The following is a 21,131-nucleotide window of genomic DNA, read 5'->3' on the forward strand; positions in this document are numbered from 1 at the left end:
TGCTGATCGGCCGCATGCGATTCCGATCGGGCGCGGTCCCGCTCGTTCGTGGGTCTGAAAGGCGCGTGCTCGTTAGTACCCAATGCGCTCGCTCCCTGCGTTCGGCGCCGTAACGACGCCCCTAGTGTCCGCGATTCGCGCGATTGCAGCTGAGGCTTGTGCGGCGAGATCGCAGTGACGCACGTCGCAGGCGGCGATCGCGGTCGCCGCAGCGACGCTCCAACGATCGCGGACTAGCCGACCCCCCATCGGTGGCGAGGTGTCGTCATTGCGCTGCGATGAGGAAGCGGCGTCATGAGATCCCCCCGACTCGGGCACCCGGACCGAACAAACCGATCGAAATCCGCAACCGGCGTCTCTGATTACGCTTATACGCCTGCCGACGCAGGGCAACCACTACCGGCGCGGGCGGCTTCGCAAACATCGACGCACGTCAAACTAATGAGTGCGTTTACCGCGAAGCGCGACGTCACGATGGTCATCACTCGTTCTTGACACGGGTGCGAACCGAGCCCGGCACAGCGGCTCGCCGCGGCCTTCGGCCGTGGATTCGGCCGTTCAACCGCCCTGGTCGGTGAAGCCGTGTCTGGCCGCGAGCTTGCTCAAGGAAATCGCTCCACGCAGGCCGAGTTTCTTGTAAACGCGCGAACGGATAGTGCGCACGGTGGTTTCGTCGACCCGCAGCACTTCGGCGATCTGCCGGGTCGTGTACTCCTGCACGGTCAATGCCGCGACCTCTTTCTCGCGCGCACTCAAGCGGCGGAACGGCGACAGGCCCAGCAGGACATTGCGCGGCAGGGCATCGTCGACGAACTCGTGCCCGGCCGCGACCTGGCGAATCGCGTACACCAGCTTGTGCGCGCTGCTCGCCTTGGCCAGATAGCCGCGCGCGCCGGCATCGAACAACAACCGCGGGATCGAACTGTCGTCGAGCCCGGAGACGATCAGGATTTTGCGCTCGGCATTCTCGTGCAGCAGCTTGCGGGTCAGGCGCAGGCCGTCGGTATCGGGCAGATCGAAATCGCACAGCACGACATCGACGGCAAGCTTGGGAATCGCCGCCAGCGCCTCGGCGCCGTTGCCCGACTCGCCGACGACGAGGATGTCGGTTTCCCGCTCGATGATCGAGTGCAAGCCTGTCCTAAGCACCGGGTGGTCGTCGACGACATAGATCCGAATCATTCCGATCCTCTAGCAAATCCATAGATCGGGGGCGCCGATACTCCAGTGTTGATCTCGCGGAACGACCGATGCGCACGGCGCATCGGTAGGCAGCACAGGTCCTTCAATCCGAAGCCCTCGAAGTGTGGATGACGACAATGCAAGAAGCAAAATGTTCTATCCCACACATTACAACGCTGCGGATCGATGGCAACGCGACGACCGCAACCCCAAGTTTCGCAACATGCTTCGAAACCGAATCCATAGCCACAAATCGTCTTCGTTCGTTTACAAATGTGGACTAGCGTCCACAACGATTTTTCGATGGCTCATGCCGCATTGCGGCCCGTATGCGATAGTGGCTGCGTAGGGGGCGGTGCCGATGATCGAAGTGTTCCGCGCGGCCGAATCGAGCGCCGCAGGCGCGACCCGAGGCCGGCCGCGCGCACTCGATGCAAGAAGGTTTCGCATGGCCGCACCGGCAAGGTTTTGCAGTCGATCGAGCAGGAAAGGAATCGCAATGAAGCCCGCAAGCACAGGAAGCATCGCCAAGCTACGATTCTGGTCCATGGCGCTGTTGCTCATCGGCGGTTCGATGGCCACCGACGCCAGCGCCCAGCTGGTCGTCAACGACCCGGTCAACCTCACCGCGCATATGCAGCAGATCGCCGAGGATGCGGTCGAGTTCGGCAAGGAGGCCAAGCGCTGGAACGACACCTACAGCCACTATCAGCAACAGCTGATCAAGTTGCAGCGTCTGAATTTCAACTCTTCGCAAATGAGCGATACGTTTCCGCTGCGCCCCGACGATTACGGCATGCAGGACATGTGTCCCGCCGGCGGCGAGGGCGGCGGCGCGCGCGAGCGCATGACCGGCCTGCTGCGCCAGATCGCGCCGAAGATGGACGGCAACATCGTCGAAGAGCAGAAGGCGATCTGCCAGCGCATGGTCCTGGCCGAGAACGCCAAGTACAACGAATCGGTGCGGATGCTGAAGACGCTGATCGAGCGCAACCGGCAGTTCCAGCAGATCGAAGCGCAGCGCGACGGCGCGAACTCCAGCCAGGGCGCCCTGGCCGCCAACGACAACGAGGCGCAGCGTTTCCTGGTCCGCACCTCGATGGACCTGGACTACTGGCAGGCGCGCATGAAGGCCTATAACGACTACATCGAGTCGCTGAAGTGGGACCAGTCGCGCCTGGCCAAGCGTGCGCTGCAGGGCAATCGCGGCTCGCTGCTGGGCCAGGTGGTGCAGGCCGCGGCACTCAAGGCCGCACTCTCGAAATAGACCTACCAAGCCGGGTCGCGACGACGCGCTCCGGACCGCCACGATCCCAGGGGAAGGCGATGCACGGGTTCAATGGATTGAACAAGCTGGTCGATTGGATCGACCCCTACAGTCAGTCGGGCATCGGCGATTTCGTCCTGTTCCAGTTGGTCAACGATTACCTGACCGACCGCATCGACGAGTTCGGCATGCAGCTGATGGGCAGGACCATGACCTGGGCCAGCAGCATCGCCCTGGTCCTGGTCACGCTGTGGATCCTGCTGATGGGCTATCGCATCGTCACCGGGCAGTTGCGCGAACCGATGATGGCGCTGGTGGCCAACGCCACGCGCATCGCCGCGATCGTCGGCGTGGCGACGACGATGTCGTTCGGCGGCAGCGACCTGCACCGTTATCTGACCTACGACCTCGACCGCGAGATCCACGGGCTGTTCTCGGGCCGCAGCGGCAAAACCACGGCGCAGAGCATCGACGAGAACCTCGCCTATACCCAACTGGCCATGAGCGCGATCGACGCGGTCCAGATCGTCCCCGGCGATCCCGAACTGCAGGACCGCAAGGCGCGCGCAGTGTTGTTCGCCGGGGTCGGGGCGGCGAGCCCGGCGATGTCCGCCGGCGCCATGCTGCTGATGTTCAAGTTCGCCATCGCCTTGTTCATCGGTCTGGGGCCGCTGTTCATCCTCTGCCTGATCTTCGAGCAGACCAAGGACCTGTTCCGCCGCTGGCTGATGTACGGCATCGGCACCCTGTTCTCGATGGCGATGCTGAGCGTGGTGACCGGCATGCTGCTGGAATTGATGGCGCGCGTGTCGGCGGCGCTGTGGGTGGCGAAGATCGGCGCGATCTGGGGCGTCGATGCCGAGGGCATCAGCAACCAGGCCATGCAGCAGGGCGGGCTCGGCCTGATCATGACTGTGGTCATCATCACCGTGCCGCCGTTCGCGGCCAATTTCTTCCAGGGCACGCTGGGCGGCTTCATGCAGTTCTCGGCGTTCGGGAGTGGGGCCTCAAGCCAGGCTGGAGCGGCTGGGTCGACACCAGTCCCGAACTCCAACGAGCTCGCTAAGACTGCAAGAGCCTCGAGTTTGCCCGAGTCTTTCAGTGATGCCGGCACCCGAGTTTCCGGCGGAGCGACCGCATCCTATAGCGGTTCGCAGGACCGAATTAAACGAGGTTGAGTATGAAGATGCATGTGATTGTTCTGGTCGCCGCCTTGCTTGGCGTGCATCACCAAGCCGCCGCGGAGGGTGGCTGCCCCCCCGGCATGATTCCGCATTCAGGAACCTCGACTGCTTCCTGCGGCCCGATCCCCACGGGTCCGGGCGGCTACGCAGGACCGACAGCAAAATGGAAAAATCGCTGGGGCGCGGTCGCGGGCGATGATGCGAAGGGTGTCGTCGGCGCAGTAACCGACCTGCCGAGCAAACGCGAGGCAAAGAAGGCCGCCATCGAGAATTGCCTGAGCCGGGGTGGTGTTGATTGCACATTGACCGTCACCTACGTCAACCAGTGCGTAGTCATCGTTGCCAGCAACACCCGCTACGTGACGACCAATGCCGCGAACGCGGAACTCGCCGCGGAGGTCGGCATGGAAGACTGCGAAAAGAAGAAGGACGGCGAGTGCCGGATCTATTACGCGGGTTGCAGCCGGCCAGTACGGGTTCGCTGACAGCCCCACCCCATGCACAGGACGAAGGAACGCCCATGCCCGTGACCCTGCCCTCGCCGAACGCCAAGGATTGGTTCGCCGAGGTACGTTCGATCGAAAACGCGTCGCTGTCGGCCTTGATGGTCTTCATCGTCGCCGTGGCCCTGGCGATGATCGGCATCCAGGCCGGGGCCGAGCAGTTGACTCATTTGTCGCGCTGGGTCGCGGCCGCCTCGGCGCTGTTGCACGTGTGGGTCGCCTTGTCCGGAACGCGGCTGGCGGTGGCGGCCAGGCGCCACCTCATGGCGCGCTGGGGACGTACGCGCTCGGCACGTCTGGCGCCGCTGCGTCGCGGTCTGCGCAATGCAGCGGCCGGCCTGATCGCGGCCTGGGCGGTCGCGGTGTTGTTCGTACTGATGGTGCCGTTCATGCGCCTGCCCGTGCATATTCCGGACGCCGGCCTGATCTACGCGTTCTCGATCATCGCCTCGAGCATCCACGCGATCTTCGGCACCGCGCTGTACCGGCAGTTGGCGTATCGCCTGCAGGAGGCGCTGCGCCTGCCCGCGGCCGGCAATATTCGGCTGTAAGGCGCAAGCACCGGCGGCCATGGAGTCGTCCGCGCCTTTCTCGTGCGGCGCAGGTTGGCGCTCGCGGCTTATGACCGAAGAAATCCCGTGGGACGCCGCGCGTACGGAGGGCCAGCGCATCGTCGTCTGTTGCACGACGCCTCAGTCTTTAGCAACGCACACACGCAAGCGCTCGGCTTCCAGCTCGTAGGCGAAGCCGTCGCCGCCATCGCCGAGGTAGCGCCAGACCGGCCGCAGTACGGCTTCGGCCTTGAGCAGGACTTCCTGGAATTCGGCCTCAGGATCGGACAGATAGGTGATCGCGCCGCCGGCGCCGAAGGCGAGCGTGGCGCCGTCGTAGGACAGGGTGCGGATGCCGATGTTGAGATCGGCCACGCGGTTGTAGCCGAGATAACCGATCGAGCCGCAATAGATGCCGCGCGGGCTGCGCTCCAGGCGGTCGATGATTTCCATGGTGCGTTTTTTCGGCGCGCCGCTGATCGAGCCGCCCGGAAAGGTCGCGCGCACCAGGTCGATCAGGCTGCAGTCCGGGCGCAGCTGCGATTCCACCGTGCTGACCAGCTGGTGCACGGTGCGATAGCTCTCGACCACGCGCAGTTCCGGCACTTCGACGGTGCCGGCGACTGAAACCCGGTTGAGATCGTTGCGCATCAGGTCGACGATCATCAGGTTCTCGGCGCCGTCCTTGACCGACTCGGCCAGCTCGCGCGCATAACGCGCGTCGAGTTGCGGGTCGCCGGAACGGCGCGCGGTGCCCTTGATCGGCTTGGTCTGGACGCGGCCGCTACGGTCGACGCGCAGGAAACGTTCCGGCGAGGTGCTCAGGACGGCGATACCGCGGCCGCGCAGGAAGGCGCCGAACGGCGCGGCGTTGCCGCGGCGCATCTGCCGGTACAGCGCGTAAGGATCGAGCTCGGCGCGGAAACGGAAATGATTGGTCAGGCAGACTTGATAGGTTTCGCCGTCGACGATGGCGCGCTGGCATTCGCCGATCGCGGCCAGGTAATCGTCGCGGCCGAGATCCATGTCGACCTCGAGCGCTTGCAGACCTTGCGACGGAACCGGGGCATCGTCGCCGCGCGCCTGCGCGGCCGCGGCGGCGACGCTATCGATCCAGGCGTCGGCCTCGGCGCTCTCGTCCTCGAACGCCAGCGCCAGCGCCCAGGCGCGCGCACTGGCATGGTCGAAGGCGAGGAAGCGGCGCACGCGCATCCACAACGCGTCCGGGGTTGGATTGCCTTCGCCGCGGTCGCCATCGAACAGCGCCTTCATCTCATAGCCCAGGAAACCGACGAAACCGCCGCGGAAATCGAAGGGCAATCGCTTGCCATCCTCCGCAATGCCGTCCTCGATGACGGCCTCTTCGAGCTCGCGCTCCATGTCCGCGAGCAAGCCTTGGCCGCGGCTCAGCGCCGCGTCGTCCTCGTCGATCCGGTAAGCGAGCAGATCGGCATCGTCGACCGCACCCATGAACGAGCAACCGGCGCTGTCGTCGAGCGCAACCTGGCTGTCGAGCCAGAACGCGTTGGCGCGGCCGGCGAACAAGGCCGAGAACACCGCTTCCGGGTCGCCGACGCCGTCGAGCGGCCGGCAGACCACGCGCAAGCTGCGCACGCGCGTTGCCGGGCTGGCGTCGGGCGCCATGGCGGGCATCGCTGCGTCGAGTGGCGCCGCGATGGGCGCCTGCTCGTCGAGCGTCGGCGCAACGGATGTCGATCTGGCGGGCGCCGATGCTGCCGAGGGCAGCGCCAGATTCACCGAAGGCCGTCGCTGATGAGCGTGCGCCAGGTCGCGGAAGTTCGCGATCAGGTCGATGCCGTGTTCGGTCAGGATCGATTCCGGGTGGAACTGCACGCCCCACTGCGGCAGGCGGCGGTGCCGCAGGGCCATGATCAGGCCGGGATCGGCATGGGCGGTGGCCACCAGGTCGGGCGGCAGCGGCGAGGCCACGATCAGGGAGTGATAGCGGATCGCCTCGAACGGCGTCGGCACGCCGGCGAAGAGGTCGCTGCCGTCGTGATGCACGGCCGAAGCGCGGCCGTGGTACGGCACCGGCGCGTGGACGATGCGGCCGCCGTGGGCATGGGCGATGCCCTGGAAGCCCAGGCAGACGCCGAGCAAGGGCAGGCCGCTGTGGGCGATGGCCTGGCGCGAGACATGCACGTCGGCTTCGCGGGTCACGCTGCCCGGCCCCGGCGAGATCACCACGCAGTCGAAACGGTGGCGGGCGCGCAGCCCGTCCCAGTCGTCCTCGTCGTTGTGGACCACGATCGGCGCTTCGCCGAACGCCCGGCCGATCTGGTCGGCGAGGTTCCAGGTGAACGAGTCGTAGTTGTCGATCAACAGGCAACGCATGATCCGGCCATTGTCTTACAAGTCGCCGCCGGCGCGTCCGCGCGCGGCGTTGGCAGGATCAGCCCGGCCGGCGCACGCAGGCCACGGTGCGCACCTCGCCGTCGGCGACGAGGTAGTGGGCGGCGTACTCGGCGCCGGACGCGACCGTGGCCGACAGCTCCTCGGTCGCGGCGAAGACGATGCGCTCGGCCTCGATCCGCACGATCCGCATCGCCTCGAAGCCGAAGAAGCGGCCGACCTGGGGGTACAAGGCCTTGTACAGGCTCTCCTTCGCCGAGAACACCACCGCCAGGCCGAGGGTGAAGTCGGGGAAATGCGCCTGCACGGCCTCCTCTTCGGCCGCATCGACCACTTCACGGCGGATGTCGGCGGCCATGCCCGGTTGCAGGCTGCCTTCGATGTCGATGCCGAGCCCGACCACGTCGGGGTCGGTCGAGGCGATGCAGACCGCGCGGTCGCCGGCATGCGAGATCGAGGCGACCACGCCCGCCGGCCAGACCGGCTCGCGGTTCGGGCCGATGGCGATGTCGGCGCCGATGACGCCGAGCGGGGCCAGCGCGCGTTGCGCGCAGATGCGCCCGGCCAGGTAGTCGCTGCGGCGCTTGGACACGGCGCGGCCGAACTGGGCCGGGAAATGCACGCCGTGGCGTTCGTAGAGCTCGTCGCGATACATCGAGGCACGGAACCGGCAGCCGTAGCCGGTCAGCCGCTTGCCTTCGGCCTCGCACTCGAACGCGGAGGCAGCGAACAGGAAGCCGTCGTCGGTGTCGGGAAACTTATCGGACGCCATCGCACGCGCCTCCGATACGGTTCGGCGCGGGGGTGCACCTGCCCGGCTTGGCCGGAGGGGGCGGCATCGCGGCAGGACGGCGGCTCGACGCGCGGTACGGACGACCATGGCTCATGAAAGGCTCGGTTCGGACGGAGTTGCAGCCCGCATGTTCGATGGCTCGAACCGACGGGGCATGAGGATCGCACACGGGCGCGCCGTGCGCGCGGCGCAGGGCCGCCGTGCTCAAACGCGCGCAGCCGCGATTCACCCCACATGAGTCAGCCCACGTCGCGAACGGCCCGCGCCGGCGGGCCGTTCGCACTCGGTCGTTCGAGCCTTGTTTAAGTCAGGCCCGCCTCAGTTGACGTTGGCCGCGCTCCAGGCCCGCGCCACCGCCGCCTGCTCCGGCGAACCGGCGCCGTACAGCTCGGCCGCGGCGGCCAGGGTCGCCGCACGCGCCTGCGGATAGCTGGTGCTGGAGGTGAACTTGGTGGTCAGCGCGCGATACCAGATCTTGCCGGCCTTATCGCGACCGATGCCGACGATGCCGGTGTCGCCGTTGCAGACCAGCTGGGCCGGGGTCAGGCCCGAACCGGCCGGCACCACCGCGCCTTCGGACACCAGGTAGAAGAAGCGGTTGCCGACGCCGGAGGTGTAGTGTGGATCGTGGATGCCGCCGGCGCCCAGGTTCGGATCGAAGCCGCCGGCGATGTAGCAATTGAACGATTTGCCGTCGACGCCCTGGTTGTACATGTCGCGGAAGGCGAGCCCGCCGGTACGCATGATCTCGCCGATGCGGTAGTCGCCGGGGTCGGCCGGGTTGTTGGCGTAGAACTCGACCAGGGTGCCGAAGATGTCCGAGTTGGCTTCGTTGAGGCCGCCGGCATCGCCCGAATAGGCCAGGTTGGCGGTCGCGGCGTTGACGCCGTGCGACATCTCGTGGCCGGCGACATCGATGCCGACGATCGGGCCATAGCCGCGCGAGGCGTCGCCGTCGCCGTAGAACATCACCTTGGTCAGGGCGAAGTAGGCGGCGTTGACGCCGGTGGTGCTGCCGTCGGCGCGCTTGAAGTTGGTGTGGGCGTAACTCTTGATGCCGGCGCCGTCGTTGTACAGGCCGTTGCGGCCGTGCACGTTCTTGAAATAGTCCCAGGTCGCGCCGACCCCGTAATGGATGTCGGTGGCGACGGTGGCGCGATCGCTGAGGGCGTTATTGCCCCAGACGTTGTCGGTATCGGTGAACAGGCTCGCGCCCCAGGTCGCGAACAGGATGTCGAACAGGTTCGAAATCGCCGCGCCCTTGGCGTCGTAAACGCTGCCGTTGCCGCGGGTGGTGTCGATCAGGTCGAACTTGGTCGCGCTCTTCTGGTCGGTGGCGATGCTGAGGTTGCCGTAATAGAACGTCTTGCCGGTGCCGACCGCGCCGGCGGTCTGCAGGCGGTCCTGGACGTCGAGCACCTTGCCGCTGAGGGCATCGACGTAATAGGTGACGAAACCCGAATGCGTTCGGGTTTCCTCGCCCTGCAGGGTCACCTCGTAGGCGAGCACCGGCTTGGCGCCGCGCGCGTACACCACCAGTTGGTTGCCGTGGACCTGGCTGACCTTGCCGTTGAAGCGGGCGCCGGCTTCGACCGCGGCGGCGTCGCGGCTGATGCGCGCGCGCAGGCTGGGACGCTGCTGGCTGCGCAGAGTCGACTGGGTGGCGGCGAGTTGGCCGCGCCGCGATTTCGTCACCACATCGCCGCCGATCACGCGCAGGCCTTGGTAAGTGCGGTCGAAGCGCACGTGCGTGGTGCCGTCGCGATCGACGACGGTGTCGCGCGCCTCGAATGCGTCCTCGGCGACGCCCTGCACCGCGCCGAGATGATCGGCGATCAGGCCGCGCGCCTGGGTTACCGCCGCCGAGCCCTCGAGCTCCGCCGCCTGGCTTGCCGGTGCCCCGACGAGGGCCGCTGCGATGGCGAGAAAGAGTCCTTCCAGCTTCAACCGCTTCGAATGGATACGCATGGTTTCCTTACTCCCGAAGTGATGATCGAAACACCGGCCCGCGGGGCGGGCGACGGCGGGCCACCCAGCCCGCGCTTCGATCATCGGCACAATCCAGGAGCACGAAGCGGCTTTTCACGGCCGCAATCACGGCAAAACTGCGCAGCAGTTCGGAAATCGTCCAATCGGCGAGGCCGGCGGCGCAACGCGCCATCGGATGCCACCTGTCGGTTGTCGCGGTTGCTCGTTGCCGTGCTTGCCGTCGTAGCTTTGCTTTTCCGGCCCATCGTAGACCGGTAGGGCGGACCGCATGGACGCGGCCGTGCGCAAGCAGGCCATGGATGGCCTGTCTGGAGCATCCCTGCGTCGGCATCGCACGCGCGGGCTTGTGCCCTTGCAAGGAAAGCCCTTTTCTTTGAATCAAGGGCCCGCGCGCTCGATGCCGACGCGGGGATTTTTCATACGGGACATCCCTGTCCCAATGAAAAACGGCCTGCATCCATGCAGGCCGCCCTCCGGGTCTTCGATGGCCTTCGCGAGCGCTCGGCTACGCACAGCAACAGCAAAATCATTCCGGCAACAGCAACGGCAACGGCAACGGCAACGGGCATCGAGGCTCGTTGCCGCTCGCTTCAGTCGACGATCGCGTGCGGCACGAAGCGCGAGCTGTCCTGGGTGATCGGGCCGGCGTCTTCGCGCAGGCCGATGCCGGCGGCCTGGTCGGCGACCACCCAACTGCCGATCAGCGGGTAGTTGGCGGCACCGGCCGCATCGTCGAAACGCGGCAGCGCATGATGGGCCTGGCGTATCGTCGGTGCATCGCTATACGGGCCGTCGCTGCTGAGGCGTTCGCCGCTGGCGGTGACCAGCTCGATGTTGGCGCCTTCGCGCGAGAACAGCGGCTTGCGTACCCAACCCGGCGGCAAGGCGATCGCCGGGGTCTCGTCGAAATGCGCTTCGAGCAGGTTCGGGTGGCCGCGATGGCGCTGCCACAACAGCGGCAGCACGCCCTTGTTGCTGAGGATCGCCTTCCAGGCCGGCTCGATCAGCTGCATCTGCGAGGCGGCGAGCTTGGAGCCGTATTCCTCGACGAACATCCATTCCAGCGGATACAGCTTGAACAGGGTGCGGATGACCCGGTCGTCGCCGTCGGTGAACCAACCCTCGGCGCTGATGCCGATCCCTTCGATGCTGAGTTCCAGCGTTTCCACGCCGGCTTGCTCGGCGCAGTCGCGCAGGTAGCGCACCGTGCCCTGGTCCTCGGCCGAGCCTTCGACCGCGGCGAAATGCACCGGCGTGGCGATGCGCTGCTCGCGCGCCAGGGTCGCGAAGGTCTCGATCAACAGTTCCTGGATGCGGTTGTATTGGTCCGCGCCCTTCGCCAGCACACCTCGCTCGACGCTCTGCTCCAGCCACAACCACTGGAAGTAGGCGGCCTCGTACAGCGAAGTCGGGGTGTCGTAATTGAGTTCGTAAAGCTTGGCCGGGCCGGTACCGTCGTAGGCCAGGTCCATGCGCCCGTACAGATGCGGCTCGCGACGGCGCCAGGAATCGGCGATCCAATCCCAATACGCCGGCGGGATCGCCAAGCGGGCGAGCAATTCCTCGGACCCGGCGACCTCATCGACCAGGGCCATCGCCATGTCGTGCAGTTCCTGGGTCGGCTGTTCGAGGTCGTCCTCGATCTGCTTCAGGCTGAAGGCGTAGTACGCCGACTCGTCCCAGTACGGCGCGCCGTCGATGGTGTGGAAATGGAAGCCCAGCGACTGGGCCTGATCGCGCCAGTCGGGGCGCGGCGTTACCGCGATGCGTTTCATGCTGGCTGCAGTCCGCCGGGTTGCGTAGCGATGGGGGTGCTGATGGGGGCGCTGGAGACCGGCTTCAACCGCCGCGGCCGCCGCCACCGCGACTGCTGCTGCCGCCGAAGCCGCCGCGCGCCGCGGCGCTGGAGCCGAAGCCCGAACGCGAAACGGTGACCGCGCGCGCCGGCAAGGCGGTGTTGCCGTACTTGCCGTAGACGGTGCCGCTGTTGCTGCTGACGCGTTCGCCGCCGGGGCGCAGATAGCCGCCGCTGCGGTAGTCGCGGTACAGCGGCGAAACCCCGCCGACGCCGTAGTAGCCGCGCGGCTGCATCGCCTGCGACAGGGCGTAGCCGATCAGGAAACCCGACATCGACGGCATGTAGCTGTGGCTGCCGCCGGTCGGATTGGCCGGCGCCGACTGGCAGGCACCGAACTGTTCGTTGCACTCGCGCTCGCTCTCGAAGCGCGGCGCCAGCTTCTCGTGCTCGACCAGCGCCTTGTAATAGGCCGCCTCGCATTCCGCAGGCGCGATCTCGGTCTGCACCTTGCACTCTTCCAGCGAGGTCAGGACCTTGCCGCTGGGTTCGTCCTCGCAGCCGGTCAGCAGCGCCGGCACCGCCGCGGCCATCAGCACCAGCTTGAGATTGCGCGATCGCTTGCTCGTAGAGGGCGTCATGGCGGCGCTCACGGCGTCATGGCGGCGGCGTTGATCAGGCCGACGCTGATCGACACGCCGGCCGAGAAGATGCCGGCGGCGGTCTGGTTGAGGGTGATCTGCTGCGACAGCTTGGGCGCGACCAGGCGTGCGAGCAGGAACGCGAACAACTGCACGATCACCGACACCGCACCCCAGATCGCCGCGTCGATCAGGCTGACCGAGTTGGAGATTGCCGAATGCAGCGGCAGGGCCAGGCCGATCAGGGTGCCGGAGAACGCGGTCGCGGCAGCGGTGTTGCCTTCGCGGATCAGGCTCAGCTCGCGGTGCGGGGTGATCAGCAACACGGCCACGGCCGCGGCGATCAGCACGCCGATGCCGATGCCGGCGTAGGCGAGGAAGTTGAGGAAGCTGTGAGCGGTGATCGGGGCGTCCATGGGAATCCTTGCGGCGTGCGGTGAGGTGGCGGGCTCAGGTGATGTCGAGATCGGCGGTGGTCAGGTCCAGGCCGATCGCATAGGTCACACAGAACTCGTTGGGGCCGTAGTCTTCGGCGGTGACGAGGAGGAATTCCTCGCGGTCCAGCTCGACCACGTCGCGCCGGTACAGCATGGCGTAGTGAGTGAGGTCGTCGTCCTTGCGCGGCGGGTCGTGGCGATACAGCACCTCGTCGTAGACCACCGGCGGCACTTTCTCGGCCGCGCCTTCGTTGCCGAACTCGCGGTACCAGGTGCGGCCGGCGTACTCGATCTGCGCCGCGCCGAGATGGCGGTGCTCGCTGATGAAGCGCTTGAACTCGGCCTGGCTGGCCGGGTTCACCGTTTCGAGGAACACGAAGGCCTTGATGCCTTCGATCTGGCCGCTGGCGGTGCTGATCTGCAGGTAGCCGTCTTCGTCGAGATAGAAGCGGTGCAGGTCGTGGCCGCCGCCCAGGTCGATGTGGCCGTAGCAGGGAATGCCCTGGTGGCCTTCGGGCAGTTGCACGCTCCACGCCTGCGGGTGAGCGCGGAACATCATCGTGTCGAAGGCGACCCGGCCGTTGATGCGCAGGCCCAGCGGCAGCTCGTGCGCGAACGGCGCCGGCGCCGAGGCGGGCGTTTTCTTGCCGCCGAATAATCCGTCCAACCAACCCATCTGCGTTCTCTCAGGTGGCCGCCAGCGATGCCCACGGCACGCGGCGGCTGTCGATGCGTGCGTTGGCAAGGTAATACAACACGCTGCCCGGCGCGATCTCGACATGATCGGCCGGATTCAGTACCGGCGCCGCGCTGCGGCCGTCGCGGAAACCGATCCACAGCGCCGACTGGCTGCGGAACGCGCCGGCGAGTTTGCCGGCGAGCAGCGGCTGCGCATCGGCGGGCACCGGCAAGCTGAATTGGGTCGGGCCGCCGCTCGACAGCCATTCGCCGGCGACCAGCGAGCTGCCGGCGTCCTGCACGGCGCGCGCGATCACGTCGACGTGCAAGGGCCGCGTGCATTCGACGTGCGGGTAATGGCTGCGCACCAGGTCGGCGACCGCGGCCGACTCGAAGTGGGCGACCACGTGCGCGGCCGGGCGATGCGCCATCACCGCGAACACCGCCGCCAGCGAGCGGTCGTCGTTGTCGGCATGGACGATCACGCGCGCGGCGCCGCCGATCGCGGCGCGGGCGTATTCGCCACAATCGGCATAGGACGCGGCGGAGACGAAGCGGATCTGGTCCGGCAGCGGGTTCTCGGCCAGCCCTTCGGCGACCAGGACGATGCCTTCGTCGTCGGTGTGGGTGTCGGCCAGCAACAACTGCACCAGCCGCACCGACTCGCGTCCGTGCCAGCCGATCAGCACGGTATGGCCCTGCATGTCCTCGTAACTCATCTTGCCCACCTGATGGCGCTTCCAGAAATGCAGCAGGCTCGCGCTGGTCTTGGCCAGCACCGAGGCGAACAGGGCGACCGCGCCCGGCATCACGAACAGCGCGACGACGTAGCGCCCGGCCGCGCTGCCCGGCGACAGATCGCCGTAGCCGATGGTGCTGGCCGTGGTCATGTAGTAGTACACGAACGCGTCCCAGCCCAGCAGCTTGTCTTCGCCGGCCCAGGACAGCAGCAGCCAGGTGCCGGTCATGTGCAGCACCAGCGCGGCCGCGACCACGCCCCAGCTGATACGACGCAGATGGCCGCGCATGAGGCGGTAGAACTTGCCGATTACGATCATGTCAGCGGGTTACGTCCGTGTGCGGGAGACGCCGGGTGTCGCATGGTGTCATTAACGCCGTCATCCCATCCAGGCACGGATGACGATCCAAAACCGACTGCATTCAAACCGTCACTCCCCGCGAAGGCGGGAGGACCCACCGGATTTTCGTGCGAGAGCGCCTGAAATCGCTACCGCCCGGCCAGGGCGCAGAACGCCCTGGCGTTCATGGATGCGCGAGCCAGTGGCTCGCAAGCGACATCCATTCCCCCCGCCTCCGCGGGGATGACGAGCAGAACAGAGCGGTCGACAGATCGACCGCCCTGTCGCGACAGCGTCTCGAATCATCGCTAAGCGGGGATGACGGGCAAAAACGGGAGCATTGCCCACCGCCCCATCACGGTCGAACGGCTTGATGACCAAGCGCCGCCGAACCCGAAACGACCGCTGCCGAGCAATGCCCGGCAGCGGCAGCGCCTGCTTAGTTCTTCCGCTTTAGTTCTTCCGCTCGACGTGCTCGGCGTCCTTCACTTCCACCGCCGGCAGCGACAGCGGCTCGTGGCTGAGCTGCTGCACCGGCTTCTCGCGGAAGCGCTCGAGGATGTTGTCGACGCTGGCCGATTCCGGCAGCAGGCCGGCGTTGGCCAGCTTGGCGTTGAGATCGCCGTCGCCGCTTTCGGCTTCGAGCTGCGCCGCCGCCTGCAGGCGGGCGCCGCGTTCGGCCTGGCGGGTTTGGATGCGTTCCAGCGAATCCAGCGCGGTGGTGACCTTGCCGGTGGCGCCGGAGTGGCGCGCGGCAACCGCGGTCTGGGCGCGCTGCACGGCCTCGGTGGCCTTGACCGTGTCGACCTGCTGCTTGACCCGGGCCAGCTTGCGCTCGGTCGCGGTGATCGCGGTCTTGAGCTGGGTGATGCTGGCGTCGTAGCTGGCGATGGCCTGCTCGTCGTTCCTGAGGTCGGTCTCTACCGTGGCCAGGCGCTCGGCGACTTCGCGGGCGAGCGCTTCATCGCCCTTGCGCAGGGCGCCGGCGATGTAGGTCTCGTACTCGGCCTTCTTGGCGAAGCGGTCCTTGCTGCGGTTGGCCTGCAGCTGGCGCTGGGCCATGACCTTGGTCAGCTCTTCCTTCGAGCGGATCAGCTCGTTGCCGGCGTCGCGGATTTCCTGGTCGAGGATCTTCAGCGCGTTGGCGTCGACCACGGCCTGACCGGCCTCGTGGGCGGTGCCGCGGAACAGGGTCAGGATTTTCTGCAGCAGGCTCATGCGGTCACCAGAAAGGACTTGAGGGCTTCCACCGCGTCGATCGCGTTGTCGGCCAGGGTGCGGATTTCGAGTTCGATCTGCTCGGCGGTGGAATCGGGCGCCATCTCGCCGAAGACGATATAGACGTCGCGCTCGTTGATCGTGGTCAGACCGAGGTTGGACAGCGGGTTGACCGGGTTCAGGCGCAGGCAGGCCTCGTTGAAGCCGGCCGCGTCGGCGACCTGGGCGGCTTCGACCAGCGGCGTGGAGACGAAGATCTCGCGGTCGGTCAGGGCAATGGTGACGCCGAGGTCGCCGCTTTCCGGCAGGGTCACCTGGATCGCGCCGTCGGCGGTCGGCACTTCTTCGACGTTTTCGCCGCCGAACGAGGCGGCCAGTCGGGTCAACAGTTCTTGCGTGGTCCAACGGGACATTAGGGCGGTCCTTGAAGGTAAAGGCGGCGCGGAAGGTGAGGCTTGCGCGGGGAGCGTCCGGGTCGCGGGCGACGAAGGAGGAGGGCGGCTGCCCGTCCCTGGCCCTGCGATCATCGTCCGTGACCGTGCTCGTGGATCGTGCAGGTTATAGGGGCGAGCGGTGACCGGCGCAAGGCGCACAGGTCCCGGCCGGCGCTCCGACGACGTTACTGGGGCGCTCGGCAAGCCCGCGCGGCCCGGAGTGAGATAAACTGTCCGGCGGAACTACCCGACCGGCATTCCCGGCCCGCGGCCCTGCATTCGATAGCAGAAGGCCGGCGGGGTCGTCTCGGCGGGTCCCGTGCAGCGGCCGCGCCGATCCCCGGTGCGGCCACGTCGATGGCTTTAGTGCACCCGAACGGGGGCACGCAATAGGTGGATCGTGCGCAATTACGACCTCGAATTCCTGAAGAAATTCTCGATGGTGATCGGCTTTCTGATGCTGGTGACCCTCGGCCTGATGATCGCGGCCTACTTCGTCCACCACCAGTTGCCGCAGGAAGTCGACCCCAGGGCGGCCAAGCGCACCGAGAACCGCATCGGTCCGGTCGGCGCGGTCTACGCCGGCGCGACCGGCGCCGCCTCGCAGCAGGCCGCGGTCGCCGCGGCGGCCGCCAAGGCCGCTTCGCAGGTCGCCTACGGCGGCACCCTGGACGGCAAGGTCATCTTCGACAGCCTGTGCGCGGGCTGCCACAAGTCCGGCGCCGGCGGCGCCCCGACGATGGACGCGGCGCACTGGTCGGCGCGCATCGCCCAGGGCAAGGACACCCTGCACAAGCACGCGATCGAAGGCTATACCGGCAGCGCCGGCATCATGCCGCCGAAGGGCGGCAACCCGGCCCTGACCAACGAGCAGGTCGCCTCGACCGTCGACTGGATGCTCGAAAACATCAAGTAAGCCGCGCTCGCGCAGGTTTGCCAGACGCCGCCTTCGGGCGGCGTTTGCTTTTGCAGGCCGAGTCGCCGCCTCCGGGCGGCGTCTGCATTTGAGGGCCGAGTCGCCGCCTTCGGGCGGCGTCTGCATTTGAGGGCCGAGTCGCCGCCTCCGGGCGGCGCTTGTATTTGAGGGCCGTGCCGCCGCCTCCAGGCGGCGTTTTCGTTTGCGCGCCCGGCGCGCCGGCTTCGGCAGCGGTCACGGCAAAGGCTGCGGCCCGATGGCACACGACGCGACACCGGTGCGCTGCCGATAATGGCCGCTCCCGCCGCCGCCGAGCCCGCCATGACGAGATTCCGCCCCGCCCTCGCCTTCGCGCCCTGCCTGCTGCTGGCGGCCTGCGCGAGCGCGCCGCATCCGCAACGCGGCGCCGGTGCGCTGGCCATCGGCGAGGTCCAGGGCTCGGCCGCGAGCAGCCCCTGGCTCGATCGCGAGGCGACCGTCGAAGGCATCGTCACCACGGCCCTGCCCGCAGCCGACGGCGCCCCGGGCTGGTTGCTGCAGGATGGCGGCGACGGCGACGCCGCCACCTCGGACGCGATCTGGATCACCGGCGCCCAGACCGCCGCACTGACGCCCGGACAAGCGCTGCGGGTCAGCGGGCGCGTTTACGAAGCATCGCTCGGCAAACAGGGCCGGCTTACTGCGATCGATGCCCAACATATCGACACGCTCGCACGCCGCAAGGCCATGCGCCTGCCGGCCGCGGTAGCGATCGCCGAGGCACCCGACTGGCGCCGCCTCGAAGGCATGCACGTACGCATCGCCGCGCCGCTGACCCTGGCCGAACGCGACGACGAGCGCGGCACCGTCACCGTCTCCTTCGACGGCCCGATGTGGCAACCCGGCGAACGCGCCGTACCCGGGAGCGACGTCGCACGCGCCATCGCCGCCGACAACCAACGCCGCCGCCTCGTGCTCGGCGGCGACGCCGCCACCCTGACCGCGGCCGCGTTCGCCGCGCGCAGCGGCAGCCGCCTCGATGCGGTCGAAGGCGTGGCGGTGCCGATCGACGGCAGCCACGGCCTGCGCTTGACTGCGCCGCCGACCGTACAGGCCGCGCCGCGTCCGCAGCCGCCCAAGGTCGCCGGCGACCTGCGCGTCGCCGCCTTCAACCTGGAAAACCTGTTCAACGGCGACGGCCGTGGCGAAGGCTTTCCGACCCCGCGCGGCGCACGCACCCCGGCCGAATACCAGGCGCAGTTGGCCAAGCTCGTCGCCACCATCCACGCCCTCGATCCCGACGTCGCCGCGTTGATGGAGCTGGAGAACGACGGCTACGGCCCCGAGTCGACCCTGGCCGAACTCGTCGCCGCGCTCGACCGCGCCGATGCCGCGAACGGCGGCGCCCAGGACTGGCGCTATGCCGCGCCATGCAAGCAACCCTGCGCCGCGCAGCAGCGCGGGCCGGGCAGCGACGCGATCCGGGTCGGCCTGATCTACCGCGGCGCGCGGGTGGCCGCGCGCGGCGTCGCCGCAACACTGGAACAAGGACCGTTCGGCCCGCTCGCGCGCGTGCCGATGGCCCAGGCCTTCGCCGCGATCGGCCGCGACCGCACGCCGGGCCCGACCTTCGTGGTCGTCGCCAACCACTTCAAGTCCAAGGGCTGCGGCAAGAACGCCGCCGGCGCCGACCGCGACCAGGGCGACGGCGCTTCGTGCTGGAACGCTTCGCGCAGCGAATCGGCGCGACGCCTCGACGCCTGGCTCAAGACCGACCCGACCGCGAGCGGCAGCGCGCTGAGCATGATCGTCGGCGACCTCAATGCGCATGCGCAGGAACAGCCGCTGCGCGAGTTGTACGCGGCCGGCTGGCAGGACGCGTTCGCGGTGGCCCGGGTCGAGGCGCCGTACAGCTATGTCTACCAGGGCGAACTCGGCCGCCTCGACCACGCGCTATTGTCGCCGGCCCTCGCCGCGCGCCTGCGCGGCGCGGCCGAGTGGCACAGCAACGCCGACGAACCCGAGAGCGCCGGTTATCGCGCCGGCGGCGCCGGACCGTGGCGCAGTTCCGATCACGATCCGGTGCTGCTCGGTTTCGAGCTGATGTCGCGCTGAGGCCTGCGCCGACACCGCCACACGTCGCCACACACACAGGCGTAACACCCCGCTCACAGCGCCCCGTATCATGAGCGCATGAGCATTCCCGCCTTTCCCAGCGACGCCTCCACGACGATGACCCTGCCGGGTCCGGCAGGCGCGATCGAGATGGTCGTCGAGGCCGCCGAGACCGCGCCGCGGCCGATCGTGGCGATCGTCTGCCATCCGCTGCCGACCGAAGGCGGCACCATGCACAACAAGGTCGTGACCATGGCCGCGCGCGCCCTGCGCGAATCCGGCGCGGCCACGGTGCGGTTCAATTTCCGCGGCGTCGGCGGCTCCGAAGGCGAGTTCGACGAGGGCGAAGGCGAATGCGAGGACCTGCGCGCGGTCGCCGCCTGGGTGCGTGCGACGCGCCCGGACGCCCAGCTATGGCTGGCCGGTTTCAGCTTCGGCGCCTATGTCTCGCTGCGCATGGCCGACGAATTGCAGCCCAAGCTGCTGATCTCGATCGCGCCGCCGGCCGGCCGCTGGGACTTCGACCGCATCGCACCGCCGAGCGGTTATCCCTGGCTGGTGATCCAGGGCGAGGCCGACGAGATCGTCGATCCCAACGCCGTTTACGCCTGGATCGAAAGCCTGCGCCAACCGCCCGAACTGGTGCGCATGCCCGACACCGGTCACTTCTTCCACCGCCGCCTGATCGATCTGCGCGGTGCGATCAAGCACGGCGTGCGCGCCCACCTGCCGCCGGAAATCGCCCCGGACCTGTCCTGAGAGGTATGTCTATGCTGCCACTGGCCCTGAACCTCGGGCGGCGGCCCGGCTGCGCGTCGCCGTTGCCGGTGGCACCGCGCCGCGACCGTCGGACGCAGCGTTCGCGATGAGCGGCAAGACCCCTTCCCAGGCCTATGCCGAGGGCGTCGCGCGCGGCGACTGGAGCGAAGATCCGGCGCAGCGCCCGGCCTTGCGCGAGCTCGACCGCATCCATGCCGACGTGCTCGACCCGCCCTCGCAGGGCCTGTTCGATCGCCTGCGCGGCAAGCCGCGCGACGGCGTGCGCGGGCTGTACCTGTGGGGCGGCGTCGGTCGCGGCAAGACCTTCCTGATCGACCTGTTCTACGAACAGCTGCCGATCCGCGAGAAGCGCCGCACCCATTTCCACCGCTTCATGCGCGAGGTCCACGCCCAGCTGCGCGCCCACGCCGGCGAGAGCGACCCCTTGGCGAAGATCGCCCGGCAGTGGCGTTCGGAGCTGCGGGTGCTGGTGCTGGACGAGTTCTTCGTCATCGACATCGGCGACGCGATGCTGCTCGGTCGCCTGCTCGACCGCCTGTTCGCCGAGGGCGTGACCCTGGTGACGACCTCCAACACCGCGCCGCCTAACCTGTATGCCGATGGCCTGCAGCGCGAGCGCTTCAAGCCCGCCATCGAGCTGATCCAGCGCCACTGCGAGGTGCTGCTGCTCGACAGCCAGCAGGACTACCGCCTGCGTGCGCTGACCCGCTCGCCGGTGTTTCGCGCCCCGCTCGACGCCGAATCCGACGCCTGGCTGGGCGGACGCTGGAAGGAGCTGACCGCGGCCTGCATTGCCGAAACCGGGCCGCTGCGCATCGACGGCCGCGACATTCCGGTGCGCGCGCTGGCCGACGGCCATGCCTGGTTCGACTTCGCCGCGCTGTGCGAAGGCCCGCGCGCGGCCGGCGACTACATCGAGATCGCGACCGAGTGCCACACCGTGCTGGTCGGCGGCATCCCCGTGTTCGACGGCCGCAACGACGACCCGGCACGGCGTTTCATCAACCTGATCGACGAGTTCTACGACCGCCACGTCAACCTGGTCTGCACCGCGGCCGACGCGCCGACCGGGCTGTACCGCGGCCACCGCCTCGGCGGCGCCTTCGAGCGCACTGCCTCGCGCCTGATCGAAATGCAGTCGGCCGAATACCTGGCGCTCGAACACCGGGGCTGAGCTGCCGGTGTTATCCACAACGCGGCGCCGGCACTGGCACATT

20 protein-coding genes are annotated in these 21,131 nt (G+C 67.9%); 8 read left to right on the top strand and 12 right to left on the bottom strand.

What is annotated here, in order from left to right:
- Nucleotides 1-558: 558 nt before the first annotated feature.
- Both ACKN61_RS24600 and ACKN61_RS24605 read right to left on the bottom strand, forming a co-directional pair.
- Nucleotides 559-1,182 carry a response regulator gene (locus ACKN61_RS24600; protein WP_408951680.1) on the bottom strand — a complete coding sequence of 208 codons (624 nt, stop codon included), beginning with the start codon at nucleotides 1,180-1,182 and terminating at the stop codon, nucleotides 559-561.
- A 267-nt stretch (nucleotides 1,183-1,449) separates the two neighbouring features.
- A complete protein-coding gene (locus tag ACKN61_RS24605; RefSeq protein ID WP_408951681.1) occupies nucleotides 1,450-1,746 on the bottom strand; it encodes a hypothetical protein in 297 nt (98 codons plus the stop codon).
- On the opposite strand from ACKN61_RS24605, the gene ACKN61_RS24610 reads away from it, so the two are divergent.
- The 4 genes from ACKN61_RS24610 to ACKN61_RS24625 are packed head-to-tail and all read left to right on the top strand — an operon-like array spanning nucleotide 1,730 to nucleotide 4,687.
- Nucleotides 1,730-2,449 carry a hypothetical protein gene (locus tag ACKN61_RS24610; RefSeq protein WP_408951682.1) on the top strand — a complete coding sequence of 240 codons (720 nt, stop codon included), beginning with the start codon at nucleotides 1,730-1,732 and terminating at the stop codon, nucleotides 2,447-2,449. The two genes, ACKN61_RS24605 and ACKN61_RS24610, sit on opposite strands and share 17 nt — an antisense overlap.
- Before the next feature lie 59 nt (nucleotides 2,450-2,508).
- Nucleotides 2,509-3,627: a type IV secretion system protein gene (locus ACKN61_RS24615; RefSeq protein ID WP_408951683.1), complete on the top strand. Its 1,119-nt coding sequence runs from the start codon at nucleotides 2,509-2,511 to the stop codon at nucleotides 3,625-3,627.
- 2 nt (nucleotides 3,628-3,629) lie between these two features.
- Nucleotides 3,630-4,118 carry a DUF4189 domain-containing protein gene (locus ACKN61_RS24620; protein WP_408951684.1) on the top strand — a complete coding sequence of 163 codons (489 nt, stop codon included), beginning with the start codon at nucleotides 3,630-3,632 and terminating at the stop codon, nucleotides 4,116-4,118.
- 35 nt (nucleotides 4,119-4,153) lie between these two features.
- The gene (locus ACKN61_RS24625; protein WP_408951685.1) at nucleotides 4,154-4,687 is read left to right on the top strand and encodes a hypothetical protein; all 534 of its coding nucleotides are present in this window, start codon (nucleotides 4,154-4,156) and stop codon (nucleotides 4,685-4,687) included.
- Between the two features lie 141 nt (nucleotides 4,688-4,828).
- On the opposite strand, the gene pabB is transcribed toward ACKN61_RS24625, so the two are convergent.
- The 10 genes from pabB to ACKN61_RS24675 form a co-directional block, all read right to left on the bottom strand.
- The gene (gene pabB / locus ACKN61_RS24630; RefSeq protein WP_408951686.1) at nucleotides 4,829-7,042 is read right to left on the bottom strand and encodes an aminodeoxychorismate synthase component I; all 2,214 of its coding nucleotides are present in this window, start codon (nucleotides 7,040-7,042) and stop codon (nucleotides 4,829-4,831) included.
- 58 nt (nucleotides 7,043-7,100) lie between these two features.
- Nucleotides 7,101-7,832, bottom strand: coding sequence for a 4'-phosphopantetheinyl transferase (locus tag ACKN61_RS24635; RefSeq protein ID WP_408951687.1), 732 nt, complete (start codon nucleotides 7,830-7,832; stop codon nucleotides 7,101-7,103).
- Between the two features lie 339 nt (nucleotides 7,833-8,171).
- On the bottom strand, nucleotides 8,172-9,821 hold the full coding sequence (locus ACKN61_RS24640; RefSeq protein ID WP_408951688.1) for a M4 family metallopeptidase: 1,650 nt from the start codon (nucleotides 9,819-9,821) through the stop codon (nucleotides 8,172-8,174).
- A 611-nt stretch (nucleotides 9,822-10,432) separates the two neighbouring features.
- A complete protein-coding gene (locus tag ACKN61_RS24645; protein WP_408951689.1) occupies nucleotides 10,433-11,617 on the bottom strand; it encodes a glutathionylspermidine synthase family protein in 1,185 nt (394 codons plus the stop codon).
- Between the two features lie 64 nt (nucleotides 11,618-11,681).
- Entirely contained in the window at nucleotides 11,682-12,278 is a 597-nt protein-coding gene (locus ACKN61_RS24650; protein WP_408951690.1) for a DUF1190 domain-containing protein, read from the bottom strand.
- Between the two features lie 8 nt (nucleotides 12,279-12,286).
- Nucleotides 12,287-12,694 (bottom strand): DUF350 domain-containing protein, encoded by a 408-nt coding sequence (locus ACKN61_RS24655; protein ID WP_031372564.1) that lies wholly within the window; start codon nucleotides 12,692-12,694, stop codon nucleotides 12,287-12,289.
- A 34-nt stretch (nucleotides 12,695-12,728) separates the two neighbouring features.
- The gene (locus ACKN61_RS24660) at nucleotides 12,729-13,391 is read right to left on the bottom strand and encodes a DUF2491 family protein (protein ID WP_408951691.1); all 663 of its coding nucleotides are present in this window, start codon (nucleotides 13,389-13,391) and stop codon (nucleotides 12,729-12,731) included.
- A 10-nt stretch (nucleotides 13,392-13,401) separates the two neighbouring features.
- Complete coding sequence (locus ACKN61_RS24665; protein ID WP_408951692.1) at nucleotides 13,402-14,451, bottom strand: potassium channel family protein; 1,050 nt, start codon at nucleotides 14,449-14,451, stop codon at nucleotides 13,402-13,404.
- 474 nt (nucleotides 14,452-14,925) lie between these two features.
- On the bottom strand, nucleotides 14,926-15,690 hold the full coding sequence (locus ACKN61_RS24670; RefSeq protein WP_031372567.1) for a PspA/IM30 family protein: 765 nt from the start codon (nucleotides 15,688-15,690) through the stop codon (nucleotides 14,926-14,928).
- The gene (locus tag ACKN61_RS24675; RefSeq protein ID WP_031372568.1) at nucleotides 15,687-16,103 is read right to left on the bottom strand and encodes a YjfI family protein; all 417 of its coding nucleotides are present in this window, start codon (nucleotides 16,101-16,103) and stop codon (nucleotides 15,687-15,689) included. The genes ACKN61_RS24670 and ACKN61_RS24675 overlap by 4 nt, the downstream gene beginning before the upstream one ends.
- Nucleotides 16,104-16,524: 421 nt before the next feature.
- On the opposite strand from ACKN61_RS24675, the gene ACKN61_RS24680 reads away from it, so the two are divergent.
- The 4 genes from ACKN61_RS24680 (at nucleotide 16,525) to zapE (ending at nucleotide 21,088) form a co-directional block, all read left to right on the top strand.
- Complete coding sequence (locus ACKN61_RS24680; protein ID WP_408951693.1) at nucleotides 16,525-17,040, top strand: c-type cytochrome; 516 nt, start codon at nucleotides 16,525-16,527, stop codon at nucleotides 17,038-17,040.
- Nucleotides 17,041-17,361: 321 nt separating this feature from the next.
- The gene (locus ACKN61_RS24685; protein ID WP_408951694.1) at nucleotides 17,362-19,134 is read left to right on the top strand and encodes an ExeM/NucH family extracellular endonuclease; all 1,773 of its coding nucleotides are present in this window, start codon (nucleotides 17,362-17,364) and stop codon (nucleotides 19,132-19,134) included.
- Nucleotides 19,135-19,212: 78 nt separating this feature from the next.
- The gene (locus ACKN61_RS24690) at nucleotides 19,213-19,893 is read left to right on the top strand and encodes an alpha/beta hydrolase (RefSeq protein WP_408951695.1); all 681 of its coding nucleotides are present in this window, start codon (nucleotides 19,213-19,215) and stop codon (nucleotides 19,891-19,893) included.
- Nucleotides 19,894-19,999: 106 nt separating this feature from the next.
- Entirely contained in the window at nucleotides 20,000-21,088 is a 1,089-nt protein-coding gene (gene zapE, locus ACKN61_RS24695) for a cell division protein ZapE (RefSeq protein WP_408951696.1), read from the top strand.
- Nucleotides 21,089-21,131 lie beyond the last annotated feature (43 nt).

The organism is Lysobacter sp. Hz25 (assembly GCF_046097045.1).
Lineage (GTDB): Bacteria > Pseudomonadota > Gammaproteobacteria > Xanthomonadales > Xanthomonadaceae > Lysobacter > Lysobacter antibioticus_B.

Excerpts from the sequence above, each read along its gene's own strand:
- ACKN61_RS24650 (WP_408951690.1), bottom strand. The coding sequence starts at position 12,278 with ATGACGCCCTCTACGAGCAAGCGATCGCGCAATCTCAAGCTGGTGCTG.
- ACKN61_RS24665 (WP_408951692.1), bottom strand. The coding sequence starts at position 14,451 with ATGATCGTAATCGGCAAGTTCTACCGCCTCATGCGCGGCCATCTGCGT.
- ACKN61_RS24685 (WP_408951694.1), top strand. The coding sequence starts at position 17,362 with ATGACGAGATTCCGCCCCGCCCTCGCCTTCGCGCCCTGCCTGCTGCTG.
- ACKN61_RS24655 (WP_031372564.1), bottom strand. The coding sequence starts at position 12,694 with ATGGACGCCCCGATCACCGCTCACAGCTTCCTCAACTTCCTCGCCTAC.
- ACKN61_RS24660 (WP_408951691.1), bottom strand. The coding sequence starts at position 13,391 with ATGGGTTGGTTGGACGGATTATTCGGCGGCAAGAAAACGCCCGCCTCG.
- ACKN61_RS24620 (WP_408951684.1), top strand. The coding sequence starts at position 3,630 with ATGAAGATGCATGTGATTGTTCTGGTCGCCGCCTTGCTTGGCGTGCAT.
- ACKN61_RS24670 (WP_031372567.1), bottom strand. The coding sequence starts at position 15,690 with ATGAGCCTGCTGCAGAAAATCCTGACCCTGTTCCGCGGCACCGCCCAC.
- ACKN61_RS24690 (WP_408951695.1), top strand. The coding sequence starts at position 19,213 with ATGAGCATTCCCGCCTTTCCCAGCGACGCCTCCACGACGATGACCCTG.
- ACKN61_RS24625 (WP_408951685.1), top strand. The coding sequence starts at position 4,154 with ATGCCCGTGACCCTGCCCTCGCCGAACGCCAAGGATTGGTTCGCCGAG.
- ACKN61_RS24635 (WP_408951687.1), bottom strand. The coding sequence starts at position 7,832 with ATGGCGTCCGATAAGTTTCCCGACACCGACGACGGCTTCCTGTTCGCT.
- ACKN61_RS24605 (WP_408951681.1), bottom strand. The coding sequence starts at position 1,746 with ATGAGCAACAGCGCCATGGACCAGAATCGTAGCTTGGCGATGCTTCCT.
- ACKN61_RS24645 (WP_408951689.1), bottom strand. The coding sequence starts at position 11,617 with ATGAAACGCATCGCGGTAACGCCGCGCCCCGACTGGCGCGATCAGGCC.
- ACKN61_RS24640 (WP_408951688.1), bottom strand. The coding sequence starts at position 9,821 with ATGCGTATCCATTCGAAGCGGTTGAAGCTGGAAGGACTCTTTCTCGCC.
- pabB (WP_408951686.1), bottom strand. The coding sequence starts at position 7,042 with ATGCGTTGCCTGTTGATCGACAACTACGACTCGTTCACCTGGAACCTC.
- ACKN61_RS24615 (WP_408951683.1), top strand. The coding sequence starts at position 2,509 with ATGCACGGGTTCAATGGATTGAACAAGCTGGTCGATTGGATCGACCCC.
- ACKN61_RS24600 (WP_408951680.1), bottom strand. The coding sequence starts at position 1,182 with ATGATTCGGATCTATGTCGTCGACGACCACCCGGTGCTTAGGACAGGC.
- ACKN61_RS24610 (WP_408951682.1), top strand. The coding sequence starts at position 1,730 with ATGGCGCTGTTGCTCATCGGCGGTTCGATGGCCACCGACGCCAGCGCC.
- zapE (WP_408951696.1), top strand. The coding sequence starts at position 20,000 with ATGAGCGGCAAGACCCCTTCCCAGGCCTATGCCGAGGGCGTCGCGCGC.
- ACKN61_RS24675 (WP_031372568.1), bottom strand. The coding sequence starts at position 16,103 with ATGTCCCGTTGGACCACGCAAGAACTGTTGACCCGACTGGCCGCCTCG.